The 13,188-nt window shown below is 68.4% G+C and carries 14 protein-coding genes; 9 read left to right on the top strand and 5 right to left on the bottom strand.

The genetic code is table 11. The features are described 5' to 3' along the window. Window positions 1–16: 16 nt before the first annotated feature. Both BKA16_RS01625 and BKA16_RS01620 read right to left on the bottom strand, forming a co-directional pair. Window positions 17–868, bottom strand: a complete 852-nt coding sequence (locus BKA16_RS01625; protein ID WP_183368926.1) for an alpha/beta fold hydrolase — start codon at window positions 866–868, stop codon at window positions 17–19. 58 nt (window positions 869–926) lie between these two features. Then, window positions 927–1,556 carry a LysE/ArgO family amino acid transporter gene (locus BKA16_RS01620; RefSeq protein ID WP_343067239.1) on the bottom strand — a complete coding sequence of 210 codons (630 nt, stop codon included), beginning with the start codon at window positions 1,554–1,556 and terminating at the stop codon, window positions 927–929. Window positions 1,557–1,635: 79 nt separating this feature from the next. Here BKA16_RS01620 and BKA16_RS01615 point away from each other — a divergent pair, with 79 nt between their 5' ends. Together BKA16_RS01615 and BKA16_RS01610 are read left to right on the top strand one after the other, a co-directional pair. Next, entirely contained in the window at window positions 1,636–2,586 is a 951-nt protein-coding gene (locus tag BKA16_RS01615; RefSeq protein ID WP_183372825.1) for a LysR family transcriptional regulator ArgP, read from the top strand. Between the two features lie 10 nt (window positions 2,587–2,596). Next, window positions 2,597–3,286: a DUF998 domain-containing protein gene (locus BKA16_RS01610; RefSeq protein WP_183368924.1), complete on the top strand. Its 690-nt coding sequence runs from the start codon at window positions 2,597–2,599 to the stop codon at window positions 3,284–3,286. Here the strand turns inward: BKA16_RS01610 and BKA16_RS01605 are convergent. Beyond that, window positions 3,198–4,268 (bottom strand): metallophosphoesterase, encoded by a 1,071-nt coding sequence (locus BKA16_RS01605; RefSeq protein WP_183368923.1) that lies wholly within the window; start codon window positions 4,266–4,268, stop codon window positions 3,198–3,200. The two genes, BKA16_RS01610 and BKA16_RS01605, sit on opposite strands and share 89 nt — an antisense overlap. A 118-nt stretch (window positions 4,269–4,386) precedes the next feature. Between BKA16_RS01605 and BKA16_RS01600 the strand changes: the two genes are divergently transcribed. From BKA16_RS01600 to BKA16_RS01590, 3 genes are all read left to right on the top strand, one after another. Beyond that, window positions 4,387–6,051 (top strand): alkaline phosphatase D family protein, encoded by a 1,665-nt coding sequence (locus BKA16_RS01600; RefSeq protein WP_183368922.1) that lies wholly within the window; start codon window positions 4,387–4,389, stop codon window positions 6,049–6,051. Window positions 6,052–6,159: 108 nt separating this feature from the next. Further along, window positions 6,160–7,044: an SPFH domain-containing protein gene (locus BKA16_RS01595; RefSeq protein ID WP_183368921.1), complete on the top strand. Its 885-nt coding sequence runs from the start codon at window positions 6,160–6,162 to the stop codon at window positions 7,042–7,044. Continuing rightward, window positions 7,041–7,223: a type II toxin-antitoxin system antitoxin gene (locus tag BKA16_RS01590; protein ID WP_183368920.1), complete on the top strand. Its 183-nt coding sequence runs from the start codon at window positions 7,041–7,043 to the stop codon at window positions 7,221–7,223. The genes BKA16_RS01595 and BKA16_RS01590 overlap by 4 nt, the downstream gene beginning before the upstream one ends. On the opposite strand, the gene BKA16_RS01585 is transcribed toward BKA16_RS01590, so the two are convergent. Next, window positions 7,220–8,509, bottom strand: a complete 1,290-nt coding sequence (locus BKA16_RS01585) for a family 1 glycosylhydrolase (RefSeq protein WP_183368919.1) — start codon at window positions 8,507–8,509, stop codon at window positions 7,220–7,222. The two genes, BKA16_RS01590 and BKA16_RS01585, sit on opposite strands and share 4 nt — an antisense overlap. 97 nt (window positions 8,510–8,606) lie before the next feature. Between BKA16_RS01585 and BKA16_RS01580 the strand changes: the two genes are divergently transcribed. Both BKA16_RS01580 and BKA16_RS01575 read left to right on the top strand, forming a co-directional pair. Continuing rightward, complete coding sequence (locus BKA16_RS01580) at window positions 8,607–9,248, top strand: HEAT repeat domain-containing protein (protein WP_183368918.1); 642 nt, start codon at window positions 8,607–8,609, stop codon at window positions 9,246–9,248. Window positions 9,249–9,256: 8 nt separating this feature from the next. Next, window positions 9,257–10,231, top strand: coding sequence for a HEAT repeat domain-containing protein (locus tag BKA16_RS01575; RefSeq protein ID WP_183372824.1), 975 nt, complete (start codon window positions 9,257–9,259; stop codon window positions 10,229–10,231). Between the two features lie 38 nt (window positions 10,232–10,269). Here the strand turns inward: BKA16_RS01575 and BKA16_RS01570 are convergent, their stop codons facing one another. After that, a complete protein-coding gene (locus BKA16_RS01570) occupies window positions 10,270–10,878 on the bottom strand; it encodes a TetR/AcrR family transcriptional regulator (RefSeq protein WP_343067238.1) in 609 nt (202 codons plus the stop codon). A gap of 149 nt (window positions 10,879–11,027) precedes the next feature. Between BKA16_RS01570 and BKA16_RS01565 the strand changes: the two genes are divergently transcribed. Both BKA16_RS01565 and BKA16_RS01560 read left to right on the top strand, forming a co-directional pair. Next, on the top strand, window positions 11,028–11,855 hold the full coding sequence (locus BKA16_RS01565; protein WP_183368917.1) for an alpha/beta fold hydrolase: 828 nt from the start codon (window positions 11,028–11,030) through the stop codon (window positions 11,853–11,855). A 117-nt stretch (window positions 11,856–11,972) separates the two neighbouring features. Next, entirely contained in the window at window positions 11,973–13,166 is a 1,194-nt protein-coding gene (locus BKA16_RS01560; protein WP_183368916.1) for an ATP-grasp domain-containing protein, read from the top strand. Window positions 13,167–13,188: the final 22 nt, after the last annotated feature.

Genomic DNA, 13,188 nt, shown 5'->3' with positions numbered 1-13,188 from the left:
TCCAGCCGGTCGGGGGCTACAGGCTTCGGCAGAACTCCGTCACCGCCGCTGTCGCGCGGTGTTCGGGGTCGAAGATCAGGCCGCCGTGGCCGGGGCCGTCGAGGAGCGTCCAGGTCGCGTTCGGGATGTGCGAGGCCGCTTCGGCCGACCCGGTCGCGGGGAAGTACACATCGTCGCCGAAACCGACGACGAGCGTCGGACACGTGATGGCTTCGAGTCGCTCCACGGTCGGCTCGCCCGCGCTCATCCAGTCGTACGAGGCGCGCGTGCAGCCGTGCAGACCGTCGATCGACGTCCACGCCTCGTCGCTCGCGCCGTCGAGCATCGCGCGCCAATTCGCCACCTGCGTATCGTCTTTGAGGATCGACGGCGACGGTGTGGTCATCAGCTGCTCGAACAGCGAGACCGATGCGGGCACGTGGCCGAACGTCTCGATGAGTTCGAGCTCCATCCGATTGACCACGACGCCGATCGTCGACGACCGCAGCCCGGCCACCATCGCGAGCCCGCGGACCGTGCCGCCCCACACGTCCAGGAGCGCCTGCGAGACGTAGCAGCCCATCGAGTAGCCGACGATGACCGCCTCGTCGACGCCGTAGTGGTCGAGCACTTCCGCGGCGTCGGCGGCGATGTCGTGGACCGAGTACGGGGCGGGCGGTGCCGATGACGGCGACACCCCGCGCGCGGAGTATGTGACGACCGAGAATCCCGCATCGACGAGAGCGGCGGGCAGACCGCTGAACTGCCAGGTGGCCGCGGGCATGCCCAGGCCCGCCGACAGCAGGACGGCGGGGCCGTCGCCGGTCCGGCATGCGGCGATCCGCACATCGTCTCCGACGTCGATCATCTCGGTGCGGTCGTCCGTCATCGGCACTCCTCGTTGCGCGTATTCGGTGCGGTGCAATCACTCTCGCACGATTTGCAAATCAGCTCATGACGATCAGGCCGATGCCCAGGGCCGCCATGACGACGGCGATCGCGCCGTCGAGCAGTCGCCAGGCGCGCACCGAGGCGAACATCGGAGCCATCTTCCGCGCACCGAACCCCAGCGCCAGGAACCAGATCAGGCTGGCGACGCAGGCGCCGATGCTGAAGGCCCAGCGGGCGTCGGCGTGGCTGTTCGCGATGGAGCCCAGCGTGAACACGGTGTCGAGATAGGTGTGCGGATTGAGCCAGGTGAGGGCCAGGGCGGTGCCGAGCGCGGCCCACAGACCCCGTGTGCGCGACGGGTCGTCGTTGGTCATCGACGTCGCGGTGGGGCGCCACGCACGCCGGGCGGCCAGTGCTCCGAGAATGATCAGATACGCCCCGCCGACGATCTTCGCCACGCTCACGATGGCCGGGTGTCCGGCGACGACCGCACCGAGACCGAGGGTTCCCGCGCTGATCAGGACGATGTCCGAGACCACGCACACCGCGATCACCGGTGCTATGTGCGCGCCGCTGATGCCCTGCCTGATGATGAAGACGTTCTGCGGGCCGATGGCGATGATGAGGCCGGCGCCGGTGACGAGTCCGGTGAGCGCGGCGAGAAGCAGAGTGGTGGTCACGTCCACCGACGTTAAGAAGAGGAAAATACTTAGTCCAGATAGTGATCCTTCATAAAGTTTAGAATCTCTAATTGTGATTACCGGCATGGACGTCTCGGCGGAGAGCCTCTTGACCCTCACTGCGGTGCTACGCGAAGGCACCTTCGAAGCGGCGGCGGCATCGTTGCACGTCACGCCGTCCGCGGTGAGTCAACGGATCAAGGCGCTCGAGCACTCGGTGGGCAGAATCCTGGTCCGCCGTGTCAAACCGGTCACCGCGACGGCCGACGGCGAGGTTCTGGCGCGCCTCGGCGAGCAGTGGTCTCTTCTCGTCGCCGAAGCGCAGGGCGAACTGACCGGCATCGCTCACGACGACGACCTGGATCCACGTCGACTGCCGCGCGTCGACCTGCAGGTGGCGTGCAACGCCGACTCCCTCGCCACCTGGTTCCTGCCGGTGATCGCCGAGTTCCACGCCGCGCATCCGGTGAACGTCGATCTGCATCGCGACGACGAGTCCGTCACCACCGCCATGCTTCGCTCGGGCGACGTGGTCGGTGCGGTGACGTCCGAGCCGACCGTGGTACGCGGCTGCGAGACGGTGCGACTCGGCTCGCTGCGCTACTTCCCGGTGGCCTCGCGGGCGTTCATCGATCATTGGCTGCCGCACGGCGTCCGAGCGCGTGACATGCGATACGCGCCGATGGTGATGTTCGACCACAACGACCATCTGCAGCTCAAGGCGTTGAACAGGTTGGTCGCCGAGCCGATCTCGCCGCCGGTGACCTACGTTCCCGCGGCCGCCGAGTACCGGCGGGCCATCCAGGCGGGAATCGGTTGGGGCGCTGTGCCGGAAGTGGAGATCGCCGATCCGCGGACCGGTGCCGACCTGGTGCCGCTCGCTCGCCGACCGATCGACATCCCGCTCTACTGGCAGTACTGGAAGCTGCGGTCGTCGTTGGTGACCGCGCTGACGGAGATCGTCGTCGCCCATGCGCGAGCAGGACTCGTGCCGCCGCGGCGCGGCACGGCGCCGGTACCCGGCGGAACTCGGTGATAATCGTCAGATGGCATGGGGATCGCGGGGCGGCCGCACTCGCATCGGGGCGTGGGCGGCGGCCGTCGCCCTGGCGGTCGGCGGGATCACGTACTCGTCGTGGGTGCTCGACCTGATCGAGCCGTCCGGGCTCGACCGGTTCCGCACCTTCCTGTCACAGTTGGAGGAGCCCGGTGTGCCGTGGCATCAGGCGTACGAGTACGGCGACATCGTCACCGGGGTCCTGGTGATCACGGCCGCGATGCTGCTTCAGCGGTCGCCGCGAACGCCGGGCGTCGCAGCACGGATCGCCACGGTCGCCGTCGGCTGCTTCGGTGCAGCGACGGTGGCCGACGCGCTGTCTCCCCTCGACGCGGTCCCGGTCGTGCACGCGGTGACCAGCGCACTCGCCGTGTTCGCGCTGTTCGTGACGATGGGTGCGACGACGTGGGCGGCCGTGCGCGACGGCGCATGGCCGCCGATGGCGACCGCCGGTGCCCTCGTGTTCGCCGTCGTCGCACTCAGCACCGGCTGGATGCTCGTGTCCGATCGGCTCGACGGCGATCATCTCCTCGGTCTGGCCCAGCGGATCCAGGTCGGCGGGATGAGCGCCTGGCTCGTGGTGTGGGGAGTCAGCGTCGGTAGGTCGTCTCGAACGTCTTCCTCGAACCCGATCCCGGCGACACCTCGTACGCGGTCAGGCCGACCGCCGACTCGGTGATGTCGAGTGCCATGAAGCCGCGCTCGCGCAGGTTCTCGTAGCGGGCGCGGAAACGCTTCGACGACGCCTTGTTCACCGTCTTGGCGGCCGCCCCCGACACGATCTGGCGAGTGCCGCGCAGGCCCGGGACGTTCTCCAAGACCTGCTGGCTGTGGTCGTGGCCGGAGAACAGGAACTGCGCGCGTCCGGCGATGTGCCTCTCGACGAACGTCTTGGCCGCCGCGCCGTCGAGCGGCGCGGGCAGGCCGTCGTAGTCGCCGGCCGGACCGTGCGGTCCGTTGTTCGCATACGGGTGATGGGTGCAGACGAACTTCCAGGTGGCACTCGACGACGCGAGAGCCTTGTCGAGCCAGCGCGCCTGACGGGTCATGTAGTGTCCACCCGGCTCCCACTCCGGCGACAGGAACGGTGGAATGTAGGCCGCCAGCGGGTTGAGATCGACGATGAAGAACTCGGCGACGCCGAGATCCACCGAGTAGAACCGCGACGGCATGTACCAGCGCCGCGACCGCGAGTGGTACTTCACCTCGTCGTCGCCGCGGAGCAGCCAGCCGCCGTCGCCGGGGAAGATCGCGGTGTTGTCGTGATTGCCGAGGGCCATCAGCCACGGAAAGTCCAAGCCGGCGTTCGGCTTCTCGAATTTGGCGTGGAACTGGGCGTCGTCGGGGCCGTTCGGGCCGCTCTCGTAGATGTTGTCGCCGAGTCCGAGCGCGATGTGGAACGGTGCGGCGGCGTGCAGCTTCCGCGCGGCGGTGGTCACGGCGTACTGCGCCTGGTCGCCGGTGCCCGCGTCGCCGGTCACCAGGACTCGCAGTCGGTCCGCGTTCTTCGGAAGGGGGAAGCGTGCGGCCGCGGACGCCTCCGGAGCAAGGGTTCCGGATGCGCCCAGGACGGCGGCCGTGCCTGCGACGGTCGCCGCTCCGGCGAGGAAGGTTCGACGGTTCGGCGTGGTTCCGACCGATTCGGGGCTGTTCTCGATCATGCGATCGATACTGGCACGGTCTTCTGAACATTCGTTGTCCACCAGGGGTACTCGGCGGCATCAGAGGTTCGTTCACCGTTCACCGACGAGTCATCGGGGTGTGGAACGGTGAGCGGCGATGTCTGAGAATCCCACCCCTGTCACACTCTCCCGCCGCGGTTTCATCGGTGCCGCGGGCGCCGGTGCGCTCGCCGTCGGACTGCCGCTCGTCGCTCGCGCGGGTTCGGCCGACGCCGCGTCGCCCGCGTTCCGCCACGGTGTGGCCTCGGGCGATCCGCTGTCCGGCGCCGTGATCCTCTGGACCCGCGTCACGCCGTCGCCGGACGCGACCCCCGGATCGGGCCGCGGAGGCGCCTCGACGGTGACCTGGGAAGTGGCGACCGCGCGCTCGTTCGACGAGATCGTCGCGTCCGGATCGACCTCGACCGACGCCGGCCGCGACCACACCGTGAAGGTGGACGCGACGGGCCTGGGCCCGGCGACCGTCTACTTCTACCGCTTCCGCGTGACCGGGGGTCCCGCCGCCGGTGCGATGTCACCGATCGGTCGGACCAAGACCGCGCCTGCCGCCGGCGCCGATGTCGCCGAAGCGAGGTTCGGCGTCGTGAGCTGCTCCAACTGGGAGGCCGGCTACTTCAGCAGCTACCGGTTCCTCGCCGGTCGCAGTGATCTGGACGCGGTGATCCACCTCGGCGACTACATCTACGAGTACGGCCCCGGCGAGTACGGGGGAAAGAACGGCGCCGTCCGCAGACACTCCCCGGCGCACGACATCGTCTCCCTCGCGGACTACCGGATCCGCCACGGCCAGTACAAGTCCGACCCCGACACGCAGGCCGTGCACGGCAGGCATCCGTTCATCGTCACCTGGGACGACCACGAGGCGGCCAACGACCAGTGGGCGCACGGCGCCGAGAACCACAAGCCGTCGCAGGGGCCGTGGGCGCCGCGCAAGGCGCACGCGGACCAGGCGTACTTCGAGTGGATGCCGGTGCGGCCCGTGGTGTCCGCCGACAACCGGCACATCTACCGCCGACTGGCGTACGGGAAGCTGCTCGAGTTGTCGATGCTCGACCTGCGGACCTACCGCGACATCTCCGCCGACCAGTTCTCGCGTCAGTCCGACGACCCGTCGCGCACCATCATGGGTGCGAAGCAGATGGCCTGGGTGCAGGGCGGGATCGCGTCGTCGACCGCGAAGTGGCAGATCATCGGAAACTCGGTGATGATCTCGCCGTTCCTGATCCCGCCGTTGGATCCGAAGACCACCAAGCCGCTCACCGAACTCATCGGTATCCCGGAGAACGGTGTCGCCTTCGGCGGCGACGACTGGAACGGCTACGTCGCCGACCGCAAGCGACTGCTCGACGCGATCGACCACGCCGGCAAGAAGAACGTCGTGTTCATCACCGGCGACATCCACATGTCCTGGGCCAACGACATTCCGCGCACGCCGGCGAACTATCCGGCAGCGGGCACCGTCGCCACCGAGTTCGTCGTCCCGTCCGTCACGTCGAACAACATCGACGACATCCTCGACGTCCCCCCGCACACGGTGGGCGACGTCGCCGCCGAAGCCATCAAGGTGACCAATCACCACACCCGCTGGGTCAACACCGACGACCACGGGTACGGCGTCATGACCGTGACCCCCGCTGCGGCGCAGATGGACTGGTACTTCGTCAACGACCTCGCCGATCGCCGGACCGGGCAGCGCTACGCGCAGTCGTGGAAGGTGAAGTCCGGTACCCGGCGCATGACCAAGGCGGCGCGCTCGTCCTGACTCCGGTTACCGGTCGCTCCCTTCCCCGCTGGTCGGAATCGGCCAGCGGGTGGCGGCGGTGCGAAGCTGATACCGTAGTGATATCACTTCGATAGTTAGGGGAGCGTCATGGAACTACGTCAGGCCTGGCGGACGAACGGATTCTTCGGTCTGCTCGGAGGGCTGGTACTGATCGTCGTCTGCGCGGTCGCGGCCGTCGCCTCGATCGCGATGCTGTCCGACGGTGGATCGGCCGGCTGGGTCGCCCTGGCCGTCGTCGCGATCCTGATCGGGGTCGCGGCGTTGTTGGGACTGACCGGGCTGACCGTCGTCGGCCCGAATGAGGCCAAGGTGATCCAGTTCTTCGGCCGCTACATCGGATCGGTGAACCAGCCGGGATTCTCGCTGCTGGTGCCGTTGTCGGACAAGAAGTCGATCTCGTTGCGGGTCCGCAACTTCGAGACGCAGATGCTCAAAGTGAACGACGCGGACGGCAATCCGGTCGAGATCGCGGCGGTCGTCGTCTATCGCGTGGTCGACAGCTTCAAGGCGGCGTTCGCCGTCGACGACTACGAGCAGTACGTCGCCACGCAGTCGGAGGCGGCCGTCCGGCACCTGGCGACCATCCACCCGTACGATGCGCACCAGCAGGATCGCACCAGCCTCCGCGACGGTGCGACGGTCGCCGAAGAGCTGACCGAGGAGCTGCGCGAACGCACGGCGACCGCGGGCATCGAGGTCATCGAGGCACGAATCACGCATCTGGCGTATGCGCCGGAGATCGCGCAGGCGATGCTCGTGCGCCAGCAGGCCGCGCAGGTCGTCGCCGCCCGCCAGCAGATCGTCGAAGGCGCCGTCGGCATGGTCGGTCTGGCGTTGGACCGACTGTCCGAGCAGGGGGTCGTCGAACTCGACGAGGAGCGGCGCGCAGGCATGGTGTCGAACCTGCTCGTCGTGCTGTGCGGCGACCGCGCCACCCAGCCGGTCGTGAACGCGGGGTCGCTGTACGCATGACCGCCGCCGGCGAACGTCCGGCCAAGCGTGCTCCCAAGAAGGTGTTGCTGCGCTTGGATCCGGACGTGCACAGCGCGATCGCGAAATGGGCGGCCGACGATCTGCGCAGCGTGAACGCCCAGCTCGAATACGCCCTGCGTCTGGCATTGAAGGAGGCGGGGCGCTCGCCGAAGGGTTAGCGCACCGGCCGCGCGCAGCTGTCCGGCGCGGCGACCAGTGAGCACCACTGCGCGGGACGGCTCGGCCGGTACGACGGCCCGACGCCGTTCCGCGCGGTGATCTTCCGGTAGGCGGCGACACCGTCGGTCGGCGTGCGGGTCAGGCTCGGATCGGTCTTCACATCGACCGTGTACAGGCCGAACCGGGAGGCGTAGTCGCCCCACTCGTAGTTGTCGGTGAGCGACCAATAGCTGAAGCCCATCACCGGAACTCCGTCGCCGCGGGCCCGTTGGATCCAGTAGACGAGGTCGCGCAGGTGGTCGGCGCGGCGGTACCGGTCGGGTCGTGGTTTGCCGTTCTCGGTGACGAGTCCGGCCTCCACCACGTACAGCGGTTTGCCGGGGAACCGCTGGTGCAGGTCGCGGAGGGCGTAGTAGAGGCCGTCCGCGGCCATGGACGCGTCCCACATGCGGCCGAGTGCGGCGTTGATCGCGCTCGGATCGGTCGGCGACACGGCGTAGTAGTAGTCGACGCCCACGAAGTCGAGCTTGTCGGCCATCCGGTCCGCGATCGCCGCATCGATGAGGGGTTCCACGGTCGGGATGTAGGCGATGTTCGACGAGACCATCGCGTTCGCGTCGCGGCGGTGGATGTGATCGTAGACGGCGCGGTGAACGCGGACGAGTCGGTCGATCATCGTCGGAACGTCGCCGACTCCGATGCCGCCGTGCTGGAGCTCCTTCTCCAGGTACACGGTCGGCTCATTGATGGTGATCCACAACGGGTGGTACTTCGCGTAGCGGTCGACGATCATCCGGTTGTGCCGCAGCCAGGCCGTCGGGGTCCCCGACCACGCCCAACCCCCGCGATCGGCGATCCAGCCCGGATACACCCAGTGATCCAGGGTGATCATCGGCTTCATTCCGGCATCGACGATGCTCGCGATCAGATCGTCGTAGTAGGCCAGTTCGCGCTGGTCCACCGCTCCCGGTCGGGGCTCGACGCGTGCCCACTCGATACCGACCCGGTACACCGTCACGCCGAGGTCCTCGGCGAGTGCGACGTCCTGTCGGTAGCGGTGCCGGAAGTCGACCGACGAACCGATCGCGTCGTCGGTCTCTCCCGCGCGGACGTAGCGGGTCCAGTTGCTGTCGGGGGAGGAGCCCTCCGACTGGAATCCCGACGATGCGACACCCCACAGGAAGTCGTCCGGGAGAGCACTCGGCGTCGGGGCGGCGGTGGCTGCGGGCGCGAGCAGGAGCGCCAGGGCGACGGCCGTGGCGAGCGCGACGATGCGATGTCCCATTCGGACAGTATGGCCGGATGTTCGCCGCGAATCAGTGGAACGGCCTTGACCTTCACACTGTGACAACCCGTCGAATGGTGGTCAGGAGGTGGTCACCATGACCCGATACGACATCGCCGGGCTACAGGCGGCGCTCGCCGCGCCGACGACGGCGATCAGGCTGCGGGCGGCGCTCGCAGCGGGCACCGAACCCGACGCACGACTGCTCGACGCCCTGCTGCGACGGTGCCGCGTCGAGCCGGACTTCTATGTCCGGGACATGTTGACCTGGGCGATCACCCGGCAGCCGGCCTCGTCGACGGTGCCCGCATTGATCGCCGAGCTCGACTCGCCGATCCCGCAGGCGCGCAGTCAGGCGCTGCACACGCTGTCGAAGATCGGGTCCGCCGCGGCCTGGCCGTCCGTGACGCGCGAACTCCTGACCGACGCCGACGACGAGGTCGCGCGCAGCGCGTGGCGTGCCGCGGTGATTCTCGTTCCCCGTGGCGGGGAGGCCGCGTTGGCTGAGATACTGGCGACGCAGTTCGGCCGCGGCGACGGTGACCTGCATCGGAGTCTGAGCCGTGCGTTCGTCGAGCTCGGCGAGGCGGCGCTGCCCGTCGTCCACCGGGCCGCTCGTTCGGCGGATCCCGTGATCCGCGGACACGCCGTCGCGACCGAACAGGTGATCGCCGACCCGGAGTCGGCGTTCGTGTTCGACGTCGAGCAGGCGCGCCGGGTGGCTGCGCTCGGAGAGTGAGGACCGCCATGCGGATCGGCGAAGTGGCGCGACGGTCGGGGGTCAGCGCGCGGATGCTCCGCCACTACGACGCGGTGGGGCTGGCGGCTCCCAGCGGTCGGTCGTCGGCCGGGTACCGGGAGTACTCGGCCGACGACATCGTCCGCATCTTCCATGTGGAGAGCCTGCGCGCACTGGGGCTTTCGCTGAAAGAGGTGGGCCAGGCGCTCGACGATCCGGACTTCGCGCCGGGGGAGATGGTCGCCGAGTTGGAGGTGAGGACCCGGGCGCGGATCGCGCGTGAGGAGGACCTGCTCGCGCGCCTACGGACGGTCGCCGACGCGGGCGCCGACCGGTGGGAGCAGGTCCTCGAGGTGGTGGCACTGCTGTCGGGGCTGGAGTCGGGGGACGCGTCCAGTCGTCAGCGGGCGGCGCTGTCGGCCGAGGCGATGTCGGGCGAGCGTCTCGCACGCGCCCTGTTGGACGAGGACGATCTCAACGTCGCGGGTGCGCTGCGGTGGGCTCTGGCCAGATCGGGCGACGACCCCACGTCGGTCCTGATCACCGCGCTTGCCGACCGTGATGCGCAGGTGCGGCGTCGAGCCGTGTCGGTGCTCGTCGAGACGCCGGGGGAGCGCGCCGTCGTCGCGTTGAGATCGGCTGTCGCCGACGGTGATCCGACGGTGCGAAGCCGTGCGGTCCTCGGGCTGGCCGACCGCGGCGACCCGGATGTGGTCCCCGCGCTGATCGATCTGGTGGTGGACGGTGTCGCCGACGTCGACGCGGGGGAGGCGCTCGGCGTGATCGCCGCGGACGGCGCTGCCGACATGATCGTCGCGGCGGTGGTCGAGCGGCTGGGATCGGATGCGGCGGTGCGTCGCCGGATCGCGCAGGCGCTCGGCGAGATCGTTGGTCCGGCGGCGGCATCCGCGCTGAACCGGCTGGCCGACGATTCGGACGAAGGGGTGGCCGTCACCGCGCGATACCTCATCGGCCGTCGATGACGCGCGAGGACTCGGTGAGCGCGCCCTCCGCCCGCCGATCAGCCGGGTGACTGCAGCGCGCGCAGAATCCGCTCGGTGCGGGCGGCCATCTCGTCGGGTGTGGTCTCCGGATACTGCAGCCACCAGTCGACCAGTGCGCCGACGGTCGCCGTCCACATGCGGACCAGCGCGGACAGATCGAGCGGATCCGACAGCGCCGCGCCGTACGACGATCCGATTCCGTGCGCGGCCTGGCCGACGAGCCGACGGCGAAACGTCTTGGCCGTCTCGAGGACGTCGGAGCCGCGAGGCAGGGAGGAGTCGAACACCACGTTCCAGTCGTGCGGACGGTCGGCGAGCGCGGCGAAGACGGCGCGCAGGACCGCGATCCCGCGGTCGATCGGTTCGTCGGCCCAGGACGTCATCGCGGTGGCGATGCCGTCGACGATACGAGCGCCCGCGAGAGCGCAGGCCGCCGCGTGCAGGCCCTCTTTGGAACCGAAGTACTCGTAGACGAGAGGCTTGGAGATGCCCGCGCGCGCGGCGACGTCGGCGACGTGCACCAGCGCGTAGCCGCGAGTCCCGAACTCGTAACGCGCAGCGTCGAGGATCTGGGACTCGCGCTCGGCGCGCGGCACCCCTTTGCTTCCTGACCTGCGTTTATCCACGTGGACACCGTACCCGAGCGCGTGGTCGCGTCCGCAGACACCAGCGCCCAAACCGTTACATCGACTATTGACACATAGATCTGCGCTGCTTAACCTACTCAAAAGTCAATTCTATGCGAGAACTTCTCGAACACGTTTGGAGCAGCCCCATGCAACAGTTCGAATCCGCAGGTCTGACCTTCGACGTCATCGATCAGGGAGACCCGGACCAGGGCACGTTCGTGCTCCTGCACGGCTTTCCTCAGACCTCCCGGTGCTGGCGCTACACGTCGCCGCTGCTCAATACGGCCGGGTACCGAACACTGGCTCCTGATCTCCGCGGATACTCGCCCGGTGCTCGTCCCCACGGCCGCCGGGCGTACCGGTTGCCCGAACTCGTCGAAGACGTGGTCGCGCTGATCGACGAATCGGGCGGCAAGCCCGTCCATGTGCTCGGCCACGACTGGGGCGCGCTGATCGGATGGAGTCTGGCCGCGCTTCGGCCGGATCTCGTGCGGACTCTCACCACCGTGTCCGTGCCGCACCCGGGCGCCTTCGTGCGATCCATGCTCGGCAGCGATCAGGTCGCACGCAGCTGGTACATGGCGGCCTTCCAGGTCCCGGCGGCCACCGAGGCGCTTGCTCTGCGCGCTCCGCTGGTGTTCAACAGGGTGCTGGAGTCGGCGGGCATGGATCCCGAACAGATCAGTGCGGTGCATCGGGAGATCGTCGACGCCGACGCCCTGACCGCGGCGTTGAACTGGTACCGCGCGATGCCGTTCCTGCCGATGGCCGCGATGCGCGCCCGGATCGAGGTGCCGACCGCCCACGTCTGGGGCGCGGCCGACACAGCGCTGGCCCGTCGCGGCGCCGACCTCGTCGAACGATACGTCGATGCGCCGTACGAGCTTCACGTCCTGCCCGACGTCGGACATTGGATCCCCGAGCACGCACCGTATCCGCTCGCCGAGATCGCCCGGGCCAACGCCGCGGCGTGAGCCGCCGAGACGTTCGGCGACCAGGTGGTGCCAGACGGGAACCAGTCTGTGCCAACCGAGACGTGCTCGCTGTGCCAGACGGGCGGAAAGTCGGGTTACGTCGATACTGTTTGGCCTATGAAGCCAGCTGAACCCCGTATTCTCGCCACCACCTCTCGGATGCCGTTCGCGGTGGACGAGATCCGCAAATTCGGCCAGGCCGGACGGCACGTGCTCGCCACCGACAGCTTCCGGGCGTCACCGGGCATGCACGGCCGCGGTGCGGCTCGACACGAGGTGACCCCGCCGCCGACGCAGGAGCCCGCGGCCTTCGTCGACACCGTGATCGAGTTGATGAGCGAGGACGCCACCAACTGGTTGGTGCCGATGTTCGAGGAGGTCTTCTACCTGGCGGCCGGGCGCGACAAGATCGCGGCGGCGCACCCGAACGCCGAACTGTTCTTCCCTGATCTGGAGACTCTGCTCAAGGTGCACGACAAGGTGTCGTTCACCGAGCTGTGCAAGCAGCTCGGACTCCCCGTCGCCGAGCCGATCACGGCGACGACTCACGAAGAGTTCATCGAGGCGACCAAGCAGTGGGATCACTGGTTCGCACGTGCGGCCTACGGCCGCGGCGGCATGGACATCATCACCAACACGGGGCCGCTCGCCGGCGAGGGCGATGTGAACGACATCGCGCCGACCGTCGACGATCCGTGGATGGTGCAGGAGTACCTGGAGGGTGTGGACCGTTGCAGCTGGAGCGTCGTGCACCACGGTGAAGTGGTTCTGCATTCGACCTACGAGCACGCGCTGACCATCGACGGCCGGGGAGGCATCGTCTACGAGTCGATCGACGCACCCGAGGCGCTCGCCGCCGCTCAGAAGATCGCGAAGGAGTTGAACTGGCACGGCCAGCTCAGCTTCGACTACATGAAGACCGACGACGGCACTCACTACATGGTGGAGTGCAACCCGCGTCCCACGGCGGGTTGCACCATCGCGACCGCCGAGGAGTTCGACACCGCGATGTTCGATCCGGGCGAGCTGGTCGTGGTCCCGGCCGGTCGCAAGAAGGCCGTCGAATCGGCCGTCGTACGCGACATCTTCCTGCACCCGTCCAAGCTCAAGGAGGACCTGCACGCGGCGAAGGGGTCGTCGGACGTGTACGCGGGCAAGCATGACCTGCTTCCGCTGCTGTACCAGGCGCTGTCGCTGCAGCACATCTACTCGTACCGCAAGTCTCTCGGCATGGACAAGGACAAGGGAGAGACGCTCGTCGCCACCCAGTTCTTCGACGTCCTCTACGACGGGACGCCGATCAGCCTCTGATTCTGATCGGCTGATCGCACTC

This window comes from Gordonia humi (genome assembly GCF_014197435.1).
GTDB classification, from domain to species: Bacteria; Actinomycetota; Actinomycetes; order Mycobacteriales; family Mycobacteriaceae; genus Gordonia; species Gordonia humi.
The sequence above is the reverse complement of the archived record's forward strand: the minus strand, read 5'-3'. Positions and strand labels throughout refer to the sequence as shown.

Bases quoted from the DNA above. Each gene is read 5' to 3' on its own strand.
- BKA16_RS01590 (WP_183368920.1), top strand. From the start codon at position 7,041: ATGACCGCCGCCGGCGAACGTCCGGCCAAGCGTGCTCCCAAGAAGGTG.
- BKA16_RS01610 (WP_183368924.1), top strand. From the start codon at position 2,597: ATGGCATGGGGATCGCGGGGCGGCCGCACTCGCATCGGGGCGTGGGCG.
- BKA16_RS01575 (WP_183372824.1), top strand. From the start codon at position 9,257: ATGCGGATCGGCGAAGTGGCGCGACGGTCGGGGGTCAGCGCGCGGATG.
- BKA16_RS01560 (WP_183368916.1), top strand. From the start codon at position 11,973: ATGAAGCCAGCTGAACCCCGTATTCTCGCCACCACCTCTCGGATGCCG.
- BKA16_RS01605 (WP_183368923.1), bottom strand. From the start codon at position 4,268: ATGATCGAGAACAGCCCCGAATCGGTCGGAACCACGCCGAACCGTCGA.
- BKA16_RS01600 (WP_183368922.1), top strand. From the start codon at position 4,387: ATGTCTGAGAATCCCACCCCTGTCACACTCTCCCGCCGCGGTTTCATC.
- BKA16_RS01565 (WP_183368917.1), top strand. From the start codon at position 11,028: ATGCAACAGTTCGAATCCGCAGGTCTGACCTTCGACGTCATCGATCAG.
- BKA16_RS01595 (WP_183368921.1), top strand. From the start codon at position 6,160: ATGGAACTACGTCAGGCCTGGCGGACGAACGGATTCTTCGGTCTGCTC.
- BKA16_RS01585 (WP_183368919.1), bottom strand. From the start codon at position 8,509: ATGGGACATCGCATCGTCGCGCTCGCCACGGCCGTCGCCCTGGCGCTC.
- BKA16_RS01615 (WP_183372825.1), top strand. From the start codon at position 1,636: ATGGACGTCTCGGCGGAGAGCCTCTTGACCCTCACTGCGGTGCTACGC.
- BKA16_RS01580 (WP_183368918.1), top strand. From the start codon at position 8,607: ATGACCCGATACGACATCGCCGGGCTACAGGCGGCGCTCGCCGCGCCG.
- BKA16_RS01625 (WP_183368926.1), bottom strand. From the start codon at position 868: ATGACGGACGACCGCACCGAGATGATCGACGTCGGAGACGATGTGCGG.